Source organism: Roseinatronobacter thiooxidans, assembly GCF_001870675.1.
GTDB lineage: Bacteria > Pseudomonadota > Alphaproteobacteria > Rhodobacterales > Rhodobacteraceae > Roseinatronobacter > Roseinatronobacter thiooxidans.
Genome location: NZ_MEHT01000007.1, coordinates 138,216 through 154,293, shown reverse-complemented (window position 1 = coordinate 154,293; position 16,078 = coordinate 138,216). Strand labels below are relative to the sequence as shown.

At 62.0% G+C, this 16,078-nt stretch carries 17 protein-coding genes; 16 read left to right on the top strand and 1 reads right to left on the bottom strand.

Annotated features, from left to right (window positions below):
* Positions 1 to 93 precede the first annotated feature (93 nt).
* The 3 genes from BG455_RS03905 to BG455_RS03895 are packed head-to-tail and all read left to right on the top strand — an operon-like array spanning position 94 to position 2,314.
* Positions 94 to 798, top strand: coding sequence for an ABC transporter permease (locus BG455_RS03905; protein WP_071468654.1), 705 nt, complete (start codon positions 94 to 96; stop codon positions 796 to 798).
* A 2-nt stretch (positions 799 to 800) separates the two neighbouring features.
* Entirely contained in the window at positions 801 to 1,514 is a 714-nt protein-coding gene (locus tag BG455_RS03900; RefSeq protein ID WP_071468653.1) for an ATP-binding cassette domain-containing protein, read from the top strand.
* Positions 1,511 to 2,314: an ABC transporter substrate-binding protein gene (locus BG455_RS03895; RefSeq protein WP_071468652.1), complete on the top strand. Its 804-nt coding sequence runs from the start codon at positions 1,511 to 1,513 to the stop codon at positions 2,312 to 2,314. Before BG455_RS03900 ends, BG455_RS03895 begins: the two co-directional genes overlap by 4 nt.
* 8 nt (positions 2,315 to 2,322) lie before the next feature.
* Here the strand turns inward: BG455_RS03895 and BG455_RS03890 are convergent, their stop codons facing one another.
* Positions 2,323 to 4,275 carry a 4Fe-4S binding protein gene (locus tag BG455_RS03890; RefSeq protein WP_071468651.1) on the bottom strand — a complete coding sequence of 651 codons (1,953 nt, stop codon included), beginning with the start codon at positions 4,273 to 4,275 and terminating at the stop codon, positions 2,323 to 2,325.
* A gap of 102 nt (positions 4,276 to 4,377) precedes the next feature.
* Here BG455_RS03890 and BG455_RS03885 point away from each other — a divergent pair, with 102 nt between their 5' ends.
* From BG455_RS03885 to BG455_RS03830, 13 genes are all read left to right on the top strand, one after another.
* Positions 4,378 to 5,112: a biotin/lipoate--protein ligase family protein gene (locus tag BG455_RS03885; RefSeq protein ID WP_071468650.1), complete on the top strand. Its 735-nt coding sequence runs from the start codon at positions 4,378 to 4,380 to the stop codon at positions 5,110 to 5,112.
* On the top strand, positions 5,109 to 5,654 hold the full coding sequence (locus BG455_RS03880; RefSeq protein ID WP_071468649.1) for a DUF6505 family protein: 546 nt from the start codon (positions 5,109 to 5,111) through the stop codon (positions 5,652 to 5,654). Before BG455_RS03885 ends, BG455_RS03880 begins: the two co-directional genes overlap by 4 nt.
* Positions 5,654 to 6,643 carry a DUF6352 family protein gene (locus tag BG455_RS03875; RefSeq protein WP_071468648.1) on the top strand — a complete coding sequence of 330 codons (990 nt, stop codon included), beginning with the start codon at positions 5,654 to 5,656 and terminating at the stop codon, positions 6,641 to 6,643. The genes BG455_RS03880 and BG455_RS03875 overlap by 1 nt, the downstream gene beginning before the upstream one ends.
* A gap of 13 nt (positions 6,644 to 6,656) precedes the next feature.
* The gene (locus BG455_RS03870; protein ID WP_071468647.1) at positions 6,657 to 7,187 is read left to right on the top strand and encodes a DUF3305 domain-containing protein; all 531 of its coding nucleotides are present in this window, start codon (positions 6,657 to 6,659) and stop codon (positions 7,185 to 7,187) included.
* A 3-nt stretch (positions 7,188 to 7,190) separates the two neighbouring features.
* On the top strand, positions 7,191 to 7,835 hold the full coding sequence (locus BG455_RS03865; protein WP_071468646.1) for a DUF3306 domain-containing protein: 645 nt from the start codon (positions 7,191 to 7,193) through the stop codon (positions 7,833 to 7,835).
* A 124-nt stretch (positions 7,836 to 7,959) separates the two neighbouring features.
* Complete coding sequence (locus BG455_RS03860) at positions 7,960 to 8,565, top strand: TorD/DmsD family molecular chaperone (RefSeq protein WP_211307043.1); 606 nt, start codon at positions 7,960 to 7,962, stop codon at positions 8,563 to 8,565.
* 70 nt (positions 8,566 to 8,635) lie between these two features.
* Positions 8,636 to 8,851: a hypothetical protein gene (locus BG455_RS03855; protein ID WP_071468645.1), complete on the top strand. Its 216-nt coding sequence runs from the start codon at positions 8,636 to 8,638 to the stop codon at positions 8,849 to 8,851.
* 2 nt (positions 8,852 to 8,853) lie between these two features.
* On the top strand, positions 8,854 to 11,811 hold the full coding sequence (locus tag BG455_RS03850) for a formate dehydrogenase subunit alpha (RefSeq protein ID WP_425438714.1): 2,958 nt from the start codon (positions 8,854 to 8,856) through the stop codon (positions 11,809 to 11,811).
* Positions 11,812 to 11,826: 15 nt separating this feature from the next.
* A complete protein-coding gene (fdh3B, locus tag BG455_RS03845) occupies positions 11,827 to 12,423 on the top strand; it encodes a formate dehydrogenase FDH3 subunit beta (protein ID WP_071468643.1) in 597 nt (198 codons plus the stop codon).
* Between the two features lie 13 nt (positions 12,424 to 12,436).
* Positions 12,437 to 13,435: a formate dehydrogenase subunit gamma gene (locus BG455_RS03840; RefSeq protein WP_071468642.1), complete on the top strand. Its 999-nt coding sequence runs from the start codon at positions 12,437 to 12,439 to the stop codon at positions 13,433 to 13,435.
* A 104-nt stretch (positions 13,436 to 13,539) separates the two neighbouring features.
* On the top strand, positions 13,540 to 14,610 hold the full coding sequence (locus BG455_RS03835; protein ID WP_211307044.1) for an Mrp/NBP35 family ATP-binding protein: 1,071 nt from the start codon (positions 13,540 to 13,542) through the stop codon (positions 14,608 to 14,610).
* A gap of 14 nt (positions 14,611 to 14,624) precedes the next feature.
* Positions 14,625 to 14,780, top strand: coding sequence for a hypothetical protein (locus BG455_RS17245; protein WP_170124712.1), 156 nt, complete (start codon positions 14,625 to 14,627; stop codon positions 14,778 to 14,780).
* A gap of 8 nt (positions 14,781 to 14,788) precedes the next feature.
* Positions 14,789 to 16,033 carry a c-type cytochrome gene (locus BG455_RS03830; RefSeq protein ID WP_071468640.1) on the top strand — a complete coding sequence of 415 codons (1,245 nt, stop codon included), beginning with the start codon at positions 14,789 to 14,791 and terminating at the stop codon, positions 16,031 to 16,033.
* Positions 16,034 to 16,078 lie beyond the last annotated feature (45 nt).

Here is a 16,078-nt window from a genome sequence, read left to right as displayed (position 1 = left end):
CTTTTGGGGCGTTGATCCTGCTGCGAACTGCGATTAGTTTGCTCGCAATCTCGGGCTTGTGCCCCGAACCTAGCTGGAATGGTGCCCCCCGCAATGGATGATATCTGGCAAGGCCTTGTGATGGCCGCAAAGCTGGCCGTGTCACTGGATGGCGAATTGGTGGAAATCACCATCCGGTCATTGCAGGTGACGATAACCGCCACCCTGATTGCGGCGCTGATCGGCCTGCCGCTGGGGGCGTGGCTGGCGGTCAGCCGCTTTCCGGCACGGCGCTATATCATCGCACTTCTGAACGCGCTGATGGGCCTGCCGCCTGTGGTGGTTGGGCTGATTGTCTATATCCTGCTGTCGCGGGCGGGGCCGTTCGGGGTGCTGGGGCTGTTGTTCACGCCAACTGCGATGGTCATTGCGCAGGTCATCATCATCACGCCGCTGATTGCGTCTATCGCGCATCAGGCGATGCGCGAACTTTGGGCCGATTACCGCGATCTTCTGATCTCGTTGAACGCGACACGCATGCAGCGCATTGCCACATTGGTCTGGGACGGGCGGCGCACCTTGCTGACGGCCAAGCTGGCAGGCTTCGGGCGCGGCATTGGCGAGGTGGGCGCGATCATGATCGTCGGGGGCAATATCGACAATGCCACCCGCGTTCTGACCACGGCCATTGCGCTGGAAACCGGCAAGGGCGATTTCGCATTGGCGCTGGCCTTGGGCTTTATCCTGATTGGCTTGGCGGTTGCGGTCAATCTGGGCATTCACATGCTTTCACGCACAGAACAGGGAAGCTTGTGGTGAGCATGCAGTCCATCCTGCCCTTGACCCTTGAAGATATCGAGATCCGGCGCAACGGCAAGCGCCTGTTGGGGCCGGTGTCATGGGTGTTGGATGGGGCGGGGATCAGCATTCTGATGGGGCCGAATGGCAGCGGCAAAACAACATTCCTGCGCGCCATGCACGGGATCGAACGCATCTCTGGCGGGCGTATCCGCTGGGCGGCGCAGGCACCAGAGGTGCAGCAGGCGCAAGCCTTCGTCTTTCAGGCCCCGATCATGATGCGCCGCACAGTGCGCGATTCCATCGCCTATCCGCTGCGCCTGCGCGGCGTCAGCCGTGCGCAGGCGCGCAGCGCCGCCGAGGAATGGGCCGCGCGCGTTGGCCTTGGTGCGGCGCTGGCCCGTCCGGCCATGGTGCTTTCGGGCGGCGAGAAGCAGAAACTCGCGCTGGCCCGCGCCCTTGTCACAGCACCACAACTGTTGTTTCTGGATGAACCTTGCGCCAATCTTGATGGCCGCGCGACGCATGATATCGAACACATCCTGCAAGATGCCTGCAAGGCGGGCACGCGGGTTGTGATGTCCACGCATGATATCGGGCAGGCCCGCCGGCTGGCCGATGATGTGCTGTTCTTGCATGATGGCCGCCTGCTGGAGACGGCCCCAAAAGACCAGTTCTTCACCCGCCCCGCCACGCCAGAGGGGGCGGCGTTTCTGAAGGGGGATTTGCTGCTATGATACGTGTAATTGGAATTTGCGCCCTGCTGATGGCATGGGCCGCCCCGTCTGTTCAGGCCGAGACTTTGCGCATGGCCGTCACCACCTCTTTTGCCAATTCCGGCCTGTCAGACATTCTGTTGCCCGCGATCCGTGCGGATACAGGGCTAGAGGTGCAATTGCTGGTCGTTGGCACAGGGCAGGCGCTGCGGCTGGCGGCTGCGGGCGATGTCGATGCCGTGCTGGCCCATGCCCGCGCAGCAGAAGACCAGCTTGTGGCCGACGGGCATGCCACCCACCGGCGCGAGATCATGTATAATGATTTCGTCCTGATCGGCCCCGCCGATGATCCGGCAGAAATTGCGCAGGCCGACACGGCCGCTGGCGCATTGGCGCGCATCGCAGGCGCGGCGCAGCCATTTGTCAGCAGGGGCGACAATAGCGGCACGCATGTGCAGGAACTGGCCCTGTGGCAGGCCGCAGGCATAGAGCCGCAGGGGCGGTGGTACCGCGCCACAGGGTCTGGCATGGGGGCTGCGCTGAATTTCGCGGTCGCCACTGGGGGCTATATTCTGTCAGACCGCGCCACATGGCTGAGTTTCGGCAACAAAGGCGATCTGGCGATCCTGTTTTCGGGGGACGCGGCCTTGTTCAACCAATACGCCTATCTGCCTGTCAACCCCGACCGCCACCCGCATGTGAATGCCGCCGCCGCCCACCGGCTAGAGGGGTGGTTGACCTCGGATCGCGCGCGCGATCTGATTGACGGCTTCACCATTGCAGGCACACAGCTTTTCACCTTCAACGCAACTGGTGACTAGGCCGCGCGTCAGCTGTCCGCCTTCTCATGCGGGTCAAAGCCTGCGATCACCACTTCGCGGGTGCGGCAATCATCGCACATGGTCAACAAGCGCTTGCGGTCTTCGCCTGCGTCGCCCGAGAACATCCAGTGCCCGTCAAGCTTTTGCAACACGCGGTCAATGCTGGCGCGGGTGCCGAAGGGCTTGCCGCAGCATGTGCAGGCGAAGGGTTCTTCTTCTTTCAGGATGCGCTTGGGCGCGGCCCATGCGGTGAAATCCATCTGCGGGGCCAGTGTGATGGCCTGCTCGGGGCAGGTTGCCGCACAGATGCCACATTGCACACAGGCACTTTCGGTAAAGCGCAGCATGGGCATATCGGGGTTGTCCGACAGCGCGCCTGCGGGGCAGGCCCCCACACAGGCCAGACACAGGGTGCAGGCGTCAAGGTCCAGATCAACCCTGCCAAAGGGCGCGCCCTGCGGCAGCGCGATCACTTCGGCAGGGGTTGGGGCGGTCTGGTTCAACTCCTCCATCGCCAGCACCAGCAAGCCGCGCTTGTCATGGGGGGGCAAAAACCGCGAGCGTTTGGCGCGGGCGGGCGCGGCCGGGTGCCACAAGGCGGCCTCCAGCGCATCGGGGTCATCGGTCTGGATCAGGGTGCACAGGTTTGTGCCATGGCCAGTTTCCGCGCAGATCACCTCCATCAGGGCAAGGCTGTCTGCCAGCCCGTCCAGCGGGTGGGCGGGGCGTTCCTTGGCCAGCACATGCACGCCGGACGCGCCATATGCCAGCGCGGCCGCCATCAGTTCCGGCCCGATCTGGCTGGGTTCATTCACCTGCACCGGGATCACATGCGCAGGCAGGCCGCGCCCGAAGCGCGCGCTGGCATCCACCAGCGGCGCGCCATGCCCCTCGTCGAGGAACAGGACAATGGGCGCATCTTTCGCGCCCGCGTCAAAATACGCGGCCAGCCCCACACGCAGGCGGGCGGCGATATTGTCCACTACCGGCAGCGCATAGGCGGCAGCGCCGGTGGGGCAGGCGGCGGCACATTGCCCGCATCCCGCGCAGATATTGGGGTCAATCGCCACTGTATCGCCCGCCGAGGTGATCGCCCCTGTCGGGCACAGGTCCAGACAGCGGGTGCAGCCTGTCAGGGTGTTGCGCGAATGCGCGCACAGGCTGGGCGTGAAATCGATATATTTGGGCTTGTCGAACGTGCCCACCATCGCGGCGGCCTGTTTGACCAGCGCAGCCACAGCGCGCGCATCGCGCGGGTCGGCGCGGAAATAGCCGGGGCGGGTTTCATGGAACAAAGCCTGCCCGCCTGTCAGGTCGATCACCAGATCACAGCGCGACACCGCACCGTTGCGCGCGCCTTCAAATTCCAGCCGTGCGCGCGATGAAGGCGCGGGGGCGGCGTAATCATCCACTGTCAACTCGAACGCGCCCAGATGGCCCTGCGCGCGGCGAATGCGCCCTTGCAGCACCGGCCATGTTGTCTGGCGCGGAGGCATGACATCCGCACCGGGGGTCAGCAGCACTGTAATATCAAGGCTGTCGGCCAGATCGCGCGCCGCATCCAGCGCCACAGAATCGCGCCCTAGAACCAGCGCGACACCATTGCTTTCAAGGCTGACCACGTCAAAAGGCGTGGCATCCAGTTCGGCCATGGCCAGCAGCGCGGCCATTTTCGGGGTGGCACGCGCGCCATCTTCCGACCAGCCCGCCGCCTCGCGGATATTGACGAAACGCAAGCTGCCCTCAAAGCCCGCATCCTCGGCCACTTCGGCAAAAAGGGGCGCTTCTTGTGTGCAGGCCACGGTTACATCGGCAAACTCGCCAAGGGCTGTGCGAAAATGCTCAAGCTGGGCGCGGCACAACTGGCTGGCGGCGCGGCCCTGTGCGCCAAGCCGCACAGGCTCCAGCGTCATGGTTCCTTCGCAGGTGCAGACAAGTCGGGTTTTCTGGTGATCTTGCATCGGGCTTTTCTCTGGCCTTTGGCTGGACTATCTGACAGGCATATAGACCGCATCTGGCGCGAAGGGTAGCACCCTTACGCGATAAGACGACAGGGAGCATGCATGCAAACCGCGTTTGAAACCGAACAGGCAGGGGCAATCGCGCTGCCGCCGCCCTATACACTGCACCGCACGGACCAAAAAGATGTCCTGCGCGAAGCCGTGCGACTGGCCCCCACAGACGGGGCCGGCACGCTGGTGGTGCACCAATCGGCGGGGCATCTGGCCTTTGCTGTGGTGCTGGAACCGGAACAGCCCTTGGAACAGGCGCAAATGGCGTTTTTGCTGGGCATGGTGGCGGTGGCCGATGCGCTGGCCGCCCATTGCCCGCCCGAACGCTCTGTCCGGCTGAACTGGCCTGATGAATTGCGCTATGACAAGGCGCGAATCGGCGGTGGCCGGTTTGAAGTGGCCCCGAATACAGGCCCGCAGGATGTGCCCGACTGGTTGGTATTCGCCGCCGAATTGATCGCCGACCGCGACCATCTTGCCGAGCCCGGCGCATATCCCGACTCGACCTCGCTCAAGGAAGAAGCCTTTGATCCGGCCGAGGATATCATCTCGACCTTTGCCAGTTACATGATGCTGTATTTCGACCGCTGGGCGCATGACGGGGTTGACGCTGTGACCAACCGTTACCTGATGCGCATCGACCCGCCCCTGCTGCGCGGTGTGCGCCGGATCGAGGGGGACCGGCTGGTTGAGGTGACGCCGTCCAGCGGTGGCAAACGCTCTACGCCCTTGCTGGAAGGGTTGGGCAGCACCGGCTGGCGTGACGCAACGGGGCCAAAGCTGTGACCCGCCTGCCGCGCACCATCCGGCTGGATGCGTCGGATAAGGTGGTGTTCGCGCAAGCGGCAGAGCCGGGCGAATGGGCGGTGCCGGGAACATTCCTGTTCTGGGGCCGCGCGCCCGACACGCTGTCGCGCAAAGACGCGATTGCCTTTCGGTCTGGCTTTCTGGGGGTGGCCGGTTTCGGGCATTCCACGCTGGTGACCGTGCAAGAGGCCAGCGCAGACGAGCGCGCCGATATGGTCGGGATGCTGGCGCAAGGCCTTGTCACGCATCTGGGCGCACCGTCACTGGACGCAGCATTGCCCGCCGCCGAGGAAGAAGTGGCGCTTGCGGAAAGCCTGTGTGCCGCGCACCCGCTGAATACGCTGATCGCGCTGCACCGCCGCCACGAGGATGGCGCCATTGTCGAACAGTTCCGCACGCTCAAGCCCCGCGACGAGACGGCCTTTTCCGGCAGTCACTTGCAAGGCCATGACCGCGCGTTTCATTTTGTCGAAGAGGTCGAGGATCATGTCGATCTGTTTGCGCTGAGAGGGGATGACTGATGCCTGAATTCTGGGTTGCCTCTGGCCACCATCTGACACGGCTGGACCGCGCAGGGAGGATGCTGGTCACCGAAGAATTGATCCTTGCTTGGCTGGCCCGCCCCGAAGTGCTGCCCCCGATTGACGCCTGCATGGCCGAACGGGCCTTGCACAAGCGCCTGATGTCCAGCCCCCGCGCCAAAGTGTCGGAAATGGAACTGACCGCGCTGAAAGACCGCGATGCACAGGAAAACTGGCGCTTTCTTCTGGGGCTGCGCGACAGGTTGCTGGCGGCAGGGTCCATTGAAGAAGGCTATGCGCAGATCATCCGCGATGGCGTCACACTGCCTGCGGTGTTCATGGCGCAGCTTGTGCAACTGATCTTGCGCAACGCGCTGGATGGCTGCGATGATCCGCAGGTCTTGCGCGCGGCAGAGTGTTTTTTCCGCCCCCAGCGCAGCCATATCAAGGATGACAAACTGCTGATGGCGGATGAGGAACTGGTGCAGCTCTATGAGCAGGAAATGCACGCCTCGCCGCTGACGGCCATGTTTTCGGGCGGGCTGGACAGTCTGGATGTGCTGGGCGGTGGCAATGAATGGACCTATTGGTCCCGATCCGATGCGCATACAATGGTGCTGAATTTCGGCGGCGACCCGCAAGCGCGGCGCGGCATGGCGCAGGCATTGGAAGCGTTCATTCGCCATATGCTGGGGCTGGAGGTGACGATCACCCCCCAGAGCCGCGCGGATGATGTCGATCTGCGCTGGTTTGTCGGGCTGGACCCTGCAGGCACGGCCATCGGCAATGCGCTGTGGCATGGCAAGCCCATGCCCGCTACACTGGTGGGGCTGTTCCGGATGGAGGTCGCCGACACCAGCCGAATCCGGCCAGAGCTGCGCGGCCAGCCCATCTGGCTGATCCTTGGCCTTGGGGCCGATGGCGCGATCCGCATGAAGCCGCAAAACCTGCTGACGGGCCTGCCCTTGGCAGAACCTGCGCTGAACTGAAGGACATAAAACCATGCCACAGGAAACCTTGCGCATTTCGGTTCTTGCGATTCGCCGCCCGCCTGTCACGCGCTGGGGCAGTGGTGAATTGCGGCCCATAGCCGTGTTGCCGCAAGAACCCGATGCAGCGGCACATACTTTGCTGCGCAGCGAAGACGGGGTCGAGACTTGGTATCTGGGTGGCCGCGATCTGGTTTTGTATTCGGGCGATACCAGCCATCACCGCGACAACCTGCATGCGCAGCACCCGTCAATCTGGGTCGCCCTGCGCGGCCAGGACCCGAAAAGCGCCGAGATTGTGAATGTCACCGCCGACCCGTATGAGGGGGAAGGCTACGCCTCGGACCTTGATCTGTTGGTCGAAGCCGTGCCCATGCCCGAGGTGATCCGCGCGCGCGTGGCCGATTTCATTGATGCGCATCATGTCGAGATGCCGTTCAAAAAGCGCAAGCGCCTGCCTGCGGACCCCAATGCCATGACCGCACGCGCGCCGCGCATTCTCCAGACCGAAGACAAATGGGTTAACACCCCCCGCAAGAGGTAAGCCATGGCACAGCCCCCCGAAGATGACAGCTTTTTCAGCCGCTGGTCCAAGCGCAAGCGCGTCAGCACGGCAGAGCCGGAGGGGCCAGCGCCGGAACCCGCCCCGCCGGATGCCGCGCCAGACGCGGTCGAATCGCTCAGCGATGAAGAGCTTGCCAAATTGCCCACTCTCGACATGTTCTCAATCGAGACAGACATTCGCCCTTTTTTGCAAAAAGGCGTCCCACACGCTATGCGAAATGCAGCATTGCGCAAGAAATGGTTGCTGACCCCGTCTATCCGCGACCATGCCGACCCGGCGGTGGACTATGCGTGGGACTGGAACACACCCGGCGGCGTGCCCGGTGACGGGGTGGGACCAAGCGTCGAGAAAGCGGCGCAAATGCTGCGCGAGCTGACACAGCCACGCGGCGATGCAGCATCTGGTATGGCCCCGAAAGAAGACGCGGAATCGGCGCCGCTACCGCCACAGCCACCTGGCGATATTGCAGCGCAGCAGACCCCGCCAGAGCATGCAAACCCCCCCGAAAATGACCTGCCAGAGGGCAAAGAGCCACCCTCTGCCGCGACAGATATAAGTCAAGTAAATCAGTCAGATATCGAGGAAGCGCCCCTGCGCAGGCGGCACGGCTCTGCCCTGCCGGATTAAACTAAAGAAGTAACCGCGCTGCACCAAAAAACTGTTATCCTGTCTGGACAGGGTGGCTTGCTGGGGTTACACTTTGCATACTGTTGTATATCACTGCGACAAGCGCGAACAGGAACTAAAGCACATGACAGATAGCCAGCCCACCCGTGGGTCAGCAATCACTGCGGTTGATGCAGCCAGAAGCGAGCAATATCGCTTCTTGGCGCGTTTGCTGATGTCCGCGCCCGATCAGGCCCTGCTGGACGCGATTGCACAACTGGAAGGCGACCAGACCGCGCTGGGTCAGGCCTTTGCGGCGCTTGCGGCTGCGGCTGCGAATGCAGACGCGGCGGTGGTCGAGCGCGAGTATTTCGAGCTGTTTGTCGGTGTCGGGCGGGGCGAGTTGCTGCCTTATGCCAGTTTCTACCTGACAGGCTTTCTGAACGAGCGTCCCTTGGCCGTGTTGCGCGCCGATCTGGCGCAAATCGGTGTGGCGCGTGCCGAAGGCCGGTTCGAGCCTGAAGATCACATCGCACTGTTGCTGGAGGTCATGGCCGACATGGCTGCCGGTCAGATAGAGAGTGATGTTGCAGGGCAGGGCGCGTTTTTCGCCCGCCATATCGCCCCTTGGGCGGGGCAATTCTTTGACGATCTCGCAGTTGCGCCCAGTGCGCGCTTCTATCGTCCCTTGGCCGAGATTGGCCGTCTACTTACCGATATCGAGTCGCGGGCCTTCACGCTCGCGGCTTGATCAAAAGCAAGAACTTCAGCCGGGATAAGGTGGTGTCACGCTGCCAAATCCAGCCAGATGGGAGGGTTCCATGGCACAGGATAAAAGAAATCCGATCAGCCGCCGCGCCTTTTTCGGTGTTGCGGCAACAGGGGCCGCGTCTGCTGCGGCGCTGACTGTTGGCGGCGCGCGCCCCAGTTTTGCCCAACAAACCGGGGATGAGCGCACCCGCGCGCGCTATCATGTGACGGAACAAGTTGAAAACTTCTACCGCACCAACCGCTACTATCCTCGGGGGGACAACTGATGCTGGTCAAACGCAGAACCCGTGAGGCGGCATCGAGTGGCCGCCTGTCGCAAATGGCCGCTGGCATGGCCGCAAAACCACTGGATCGCCGCAGCTTTCTGCGCGCATCCGGTCTGACAGTGGGCGGCTTGGCCGCACTCTCGACCCTTGGCGCAGGCATGACCCGCCGGGTAGAGGCTGCTGGCTTTACCGACAACAGCCAGCCCATCGAGATCAAGAAAAACATGTGCACCCATTGTTCGGTGGGCTGCTCGGTTATTGCCGAAGTGCAAAATGGTGTGTGGGTGGGTCAGGAACCTGCTTATCACAGCCCGATCAACCGCGGCACGCATTGCGCAAAGGGCGCATCGGTGCGCGAATTGGTGCATGGCGACCGTCGCATCAAATACCCGATGAAGAAGGTGGGCGGCGAATGGCAGCGCATCTCCTGGGATCAGGCGCTGGACGAGATTGCCGAGAAAATGGGCGAGATTCGCACCAATTCGGGCGCGGATTCGGTCTATCTGCTGGGGTCGGCCAAATTCTCGAATGAAGGGGCATATCTGTTCCGCAAATTCGCGGCCTTCTGGGGCACCAACAACGTGGACCATCAGGCGCGTATCTGCCACTCGACCACTGTGGCCGGTGTGGCGAATACTTGGGGCTATGGCGCGCAGACCAACAGCTATAACGATATTCGCAACGCCAAAACCGTGATCTTCATGGGCTCCAACGCGGCAGAGGCGCATCCCGTCTCGTTGCAGCATGTCCTTGAAGGCAAGGAAACGCAGCGCGCAAATGTTATCGTGCTGGACCCGCGTTTCACCCGCACCGCAGCGCATGCAACAGAATATGTCCGCTTCCGCCCCGGCACCGATATCGCTGTCATTCACGGAATGCTGTACCATATCTTCGAGAATGGCTGGGAAGATACCGAATACCTGTCGCAGCGCGTCTATGGAATGGATCAGGTGCGCGAGGTCGTGAAAGATTACACGCCGGATGTGGTGGAAAACATCACAGGGGTTGATGGTGAAACCCTCAAGCGCGTGGCCGAGCAATTCGCCAAAGAACGTCCCTCGACCTTTATCTGGTGTATGGGCGGCACGCAGCACACTGTCGGCACAGCCAATGTGCGGGCCTATAACATTCTGCTGCTGGCCACAGGCAATGTGGGCGGCGAAGGCAATGGCGCCAATATCTTCCGGGGCCATTGCAACGTGCAGGGTGCAACAGATTTCGGCCTCGATGTGGGCAACCTGCCTTGTTACTACGGCTTGGGCGCAGGCGCTTGGCGGCACTGGAGCCGCGTTTGGGATGTGCCTTACGAATATTTCGTCAGCCGGTTTGACGTTGTTCCTGCAAAAGGTGGCCGCGATGGCCGCACGGCAGAGCAGAACATGGAAGTGCCGGGGATCACCTCGACCCGCTGGTTCGATGCGGTGACAATCGATGCCGAGGAAGTGGACCAGCGCGACAACATCAAAGCGATGATCGTGTTCGGCCATGGCGGCAACACTGTACCACGGATGCAGGACGCACAGCGCGGCATGAACGCACTGGACCTGCTGGTTGTAGCCGACCCGCACCCGACAACCTTTGCAGCACTGCATTCGCGTACCGACAACACCTATCTGCTGCCAATCTGCACGCAGTTTGAATGTTCCGGCTCGCGCACATCGTCCAACCGCTCGATCCAGTGGGGCGAGAAGGTCGTCGATCCGATCTTTGAATCGGACAATGACTATGCGGTAATCTATGCGCTGTCGCAGCGTCTGGGCTTTGCCGATGAAATGTTCAAACCCTATGAGATGGTGCAGGGCAAGTTCGGCATGGAACCCACGCCCGAATCCATCCTGCGCGAGATCAATCGCGGGGGCTGGTCCACTGGCTATACTGGGCAGTCGCCAGAGCGCCTGAAAGCGCATATGGCGAACCAGCAGCATTTCGATCTGATCACGCTGCGCGCCAAACCCGATGCACCTGAAGAGATTCAGGGCGATTACTACGGTCTGCCTTGGCCCTGCTGGGGCACACCAGAGCTGCGCCATCCCGGCACGCATATCCTCTACAACACCAACCTTCATCCGATGGAAGGGGGCGGCGCGTTCCGTCCGCGCTTCGGGCTGGAGCGGGATGGCGAAACCCTGCTGGCCGAAGGCAGCTGGCCCAGAGGCTCGGAAATTCAGGACGGCTACCCCGAATTCACCTATGCCTTGCTTGAAGAACTGGGCTGGGATGCGGACCTGACAGCGCGGGAACGCTCTGTCATCGCGTCGATCGGTGGCGAGAATATGGGGTCTGTCAGCTGGTCACTAGACCTGTCGGGCGGAATTCAGCGCGTTGCGTTGCAGCATGGCTGTGTGCCTTACGGCAACGGCAAGGCCCGCGCAGTTGCGTGGAACCTGCCAGACCCGATTCCGGTACACCGCGAACCGATCTATTCCTCGCGTCCTGATCTGGTGGCAGCCCACCCGACCAACGATGACCGCAGACAGCAGCGCATGCCCAATATCGGCAAAGTGGTGCAGCAAGACGTCGTGGATCGTGGCGTTGCGACGGATTTCCCGATCATCCTCACCTCTGGCCGGTTGGTCGAGTATGAGGGCGGCGGCGAAGAAACCCGCTCGAACCCGTGGCTGGCCGAACTCAAGCAGGACATGTTTGTCGAGATCAACCCCGAAGACGCCCGCACACGCGGCATCGTCGATGGTGGCTGGGTCTGGGTGACAGGGCCAGAGGGCGGATCGAAAGCGCGCGTCAAGGCGCTGGTCACCGAACGTGTGAACAAGGGTCTGGCCTTCATGCCATTCCACTTTGCAGGGTGGTTCCAGGGCGAAGACCAGCGGGGCAACTACCCCGCAGGCACGGACCCGATTGTTCTGGGCGAATCTGTCAACGTCATCACCACATATGGCTATGACCCGGTAACGGGCATGCATGAAGGCAAGGTTACGCTTTGCCAGATCGCAGCGGCGTAAGGGAGGATTAAGAAAATGGCACGGATGAAATTCCTGTGTGACGCAGACCGCTGCATTGAATGCCAAGCCTGTGTAACGGCCTGTAAAAACGAACATGAAGTGCCTTGGGGCATTAACCGTCGTCGCGTGGTAACCATCAATGATGGTCTGCCGGGTGAACGTTCGGTCTCCATGGCCTGCATGCATTGCACTGACGCGCCTTGCGCCAGTGTGTGTCCTGTGTCGTGCTTCTACACCACCGATGACGGTGTGGTTCTGCACAACAAGGACACCTGCATCGGCTGCGGCTATTGCAGCTATGCCTGCCCCTTTGGTGCCCCCCAATATCCGCAAACCGCCAACTTCGGCACGCGCGGCAAAATGGACAAATGCACCTATTGTTCTGGCGGGCCAGAGCCGGACATGTCTCAGGCGGAATACGTCAAATATGGCGCGAACCGTCTGGCCGAAGGCAAACTGCCGCTATGTGCCGAAATGTGTTCGACCAAGGCGCTGTTGGCCGGTGATGGCGATATCATCGCCGATATCTACCGTGAACGCGTGGTTACACGCGGCTACGGCTCGGGTGCCTGGGGTTGGCGCACGGCCTATGGCGACACGGTAACAGTATAAGAAGGGGCGCAAGATGACCTATCTCTCAAAACTGCTTGCGGCCCTGTCAGTGGTGCTGGCCTTCGGGCTGGTGGCACCTGTGGCACAGGCGCAAGTGAACCCGACACAAAGCTCGGTCAATGAAGATGCCATGTTTCAGGCATTGGGCGGAGAGAATACCGTTCTCTCTGGCCGGACCACCATTCCAGACCGCGAAGCCGGTGTGCTGATCAAACCCGACAACAAGGCCTGGGCCGTGTTGCAGGGCAGCACGCTGCACACATTGTCGATTGTGGCCGTGGTGGGCATGATCGCGCTTTTGACGCTGTTCTATGTGATCCGTGGCAAAATCCGGGTTGATAGTGGCCTGTCTGGCCGCACCATCCTGCGGTTCAACTCGATCGAACGCTTCGCGCATTGGACACTGGCTTCAACCTTCATCATTCTGGCGCTGACAGGTCTGAACCTGATCATCGGCAAATCGGTGATCCTGCCCCTCTTTGGGGAAAGCGCCTTTGGCACCCTGTCCGCATGGGGCAAGATTGCGCATAACTATCTGGCATGGCCGTTCATGGCGGCGCTGGTCATGATCGTGCTGCTATGGATCATCCACAACATCCCCGACAAGGTGGATATGGAGTGGATCAAGCAGGGCGGCGGCTTGTTGAAAAAAGGTGTTCACCCCCCCGCGCGCAAGTTCAACGCGGGCCAGAAGGTTATCTTCTGGACTGTGGTGATCGGTGGGGCAGGGCTGTCTTATACGGGCATCATGCTGTTGTTCCCTGCCGAAGCAGGCACCGCTGCGGATTGGCAGTTCTACCAGATCATCCATGCGCTGATCGCGGCTGCACTTTCGGCCATCGTGATCGCCCATATCTATATCGGCTCTGTCGGGATGGAAGGCGCGTTTGACGCGATGGGCTCTGGCGAAGTGGACGAGAATTGGGCCAAAGAGCACCACTCGCTATGGGTGGAAGAGGTGAAAGCCACGCAAAAGCGCAACACGACACAGGTCACGACACCGGCGGAGTAACGCCGGGAGGAGGGTTGTGACCTAACGCCCGGCGCCAGCAATGGGGCCGGGCTTTTTTACCCTGATCTTCGGAACACAGACGATAACGGGAAATGACAGGGCTTATGGAAGACGAGATTCGCGCCACCCTTGACACTGTCCTGTTGCCGAACGGCACGGGGCTTGCGGCCTCTGGCCGCGTGTCGGGGCTGAATGTGGCGCAGGGGCGCGTCAGCCTGTCAATCCAGATCACCGCAGACGAGGCGCAGGCCTTCGCCCCAATCCGCGACGCGGCCGAAGCGAAATTGCGCGCTTTGCCATCGGTGACATCGGTGTTTGCCGTGCTAACCTCGGAACGCGACACCCCGCCACAGATCAAGCCCGCCAAACCCGCCAAGGCTGACCCGCTTGCAGGTATTGGGCATGTCATCGCGGTGGCCTCTGGCAAGGGGGGGGTGGGCAAATCAACCACCACTGTCAATCTGGCGCTGGCCTTGCGCGCGCAGGGCCTGTCTGTGGGCATATTGGATGCCGATATTTACGGCCCCTCGCTGCCCACATTGCTGGGCCTGCATGGCAAGCCCGCCATGGGGGCCGGGCGCAAGTTGAAGCCGATGCAGGCCTATGGCTTAAGTGCCATGTCCATGGGCCTGCTGGTTGAACCTGAAACCGCCATGGTCTGGCGCGGCCCGATGGTCATGTCCGCCATCACCCAGATGATGTCCGATGTGGAATGGGGCAAGCTGGATGTGCTGCTGGTCGATATGCCGCCCGGCACGGGGGATGCGCAGCTTGCGCTGGCGCAGGGCACGAAACTGGCGGGGGCCGTCATCGTCTCGACGCCGCAAGACCTGTCGCTGATCGACGCGCGGCGCGGCATTGCGATGTTTCGCAAGGTTGATGTGCCGATCCTTGGCATAATCGAGAATATGTCCCATTTCATCTGCCCCGATTGCGGCAATTCCCACGCCATTTTCGGCCAGGGTGGCGCTGCGGCAGAGGCCGCGCGCCTGAAAGTGCCCTATCTGGGCGGCGTGCCCCTGACGATGGCGCTGCGCGCCGCGTCCGATGCCGGCCAACCCATCACCGCCCGCGACCCTGATGGGCCGCTGGGCCAGATTTACCAACAGATTGCCCGCGCCATGATGGACGGGCTGAAACCCGAAGCACGCGCCAAACGGCCTGTGCACACCTAAACTGGAGTACCACCATGAAAGCTTTTCTTGCTGCCGTTATCTTTGCTGTAATCATGGCCTTCGGGGCCGCCACTTTTCTGGACAGCGGCTTTCAGCAGCCCTCGCACGCGGCCTTTACAACCGAAGGCGCGCGGGTGGACAGGCCCGGCTCTAACCTGATCGGCAACTGATCCGCGCAATGCGTCTTGCCGCCCTGTCATTGGCCGCAGCCCTGGCCTGTGTCCTGCCCGCCAAAGGGCAGGACATGATCGGGCATGGCGGGCCAGTGGGCGCGCTTGATCTGGGCGCGGATGTGCTGCTTTCGGGCGGGTTCGATACACGCGCCATCCTGTGGGACAGGGACAACGCCACCGCCCGCAACATCACCCGCTTTCATGAGGGCAATGTCACCGCAGTTGCCCTGCTGGAGCAGGGGCAATTCGCCACCGCAGGGCAGGACGGGCGCATCGCCATCTGGAACGAAGAGGGCCGCGCGCCTGTCTTTGCCACGGATGCAGGCATCTCTGCGGTTGCCTCGCTCGCTGTGTCGGATGATGGGGCCTTCATCGCGGCAGGGTTCTGGGACGGGCGTGTTCAGGTGTTGGAGCTTGGCCGCGCTGAGCTGACAGAGCAGACCGCCCATAGCGACCGCGTGACAGGGCTGGGCTTTTTGCCCTCTGGCGATCTGGTCACAGTGGGGGGCGATCTGCGCCTTGCGCGCTGGGGCCGCAACATGGAATTGCAAGCCCGCATCGACCTGCCTGATCTGCCCAACGGGCTGGCCATCACCCAGGGGCGGATTGCGGTTATCTTTGCCGACGGGGCGCTGCGTCTGTTCTCGGATATGGGTGACTTGCTGCCGGAACGCTTCCTGACCGACCGCCCGCTTGTCGCCTTGGCCGCCACAAATGCCGATGTCGCCGCAGGGGCGATAGATGGAACAGTCTGGCTGCTGACAGGGGCAGACCTGTCGCAGCGCCAGATGTTCGCCGCGGCACAGGGGCCTGTCTGGGCGCTGGCGCTGGATGGGCAGCAGGTCTTCACTTCGGGAAATGACGGCGCAATCCGGCGCTGGTCGCTGGCCGATGGCCGCGCGCTCGGGGGCGCGCCTGCCGAAGTGGCACAGGAATATACCGATGACAGTCGCGGTGCCGAAATCTGGCAATCCTGCGCTGTGTGCCATTCGCTAAGCCCTGACGACCACAGGCGCGCAGGCCCCAGCCTGCATGGCATATTCGGCACGCCCATTGCGTCACAAACCGGCTATGACTATTCGTCCGCCCTGCGCGACTTGGACATTGTCTGGACCAAGCGCACAGTGGCGGAATTGTTTGAATATGGGCCTGAAGCCTATACGCCCGGATCCCGCATGCCCGAACAGCGCATTGGCGATTCCGCTGACCGGCAGGCGCTGGTCGAATTTCTGGACCGCGCGGCGCAATAACGGCAGCTTTGATGCGCACAAACAGGCCACATATCGCTGTCAATC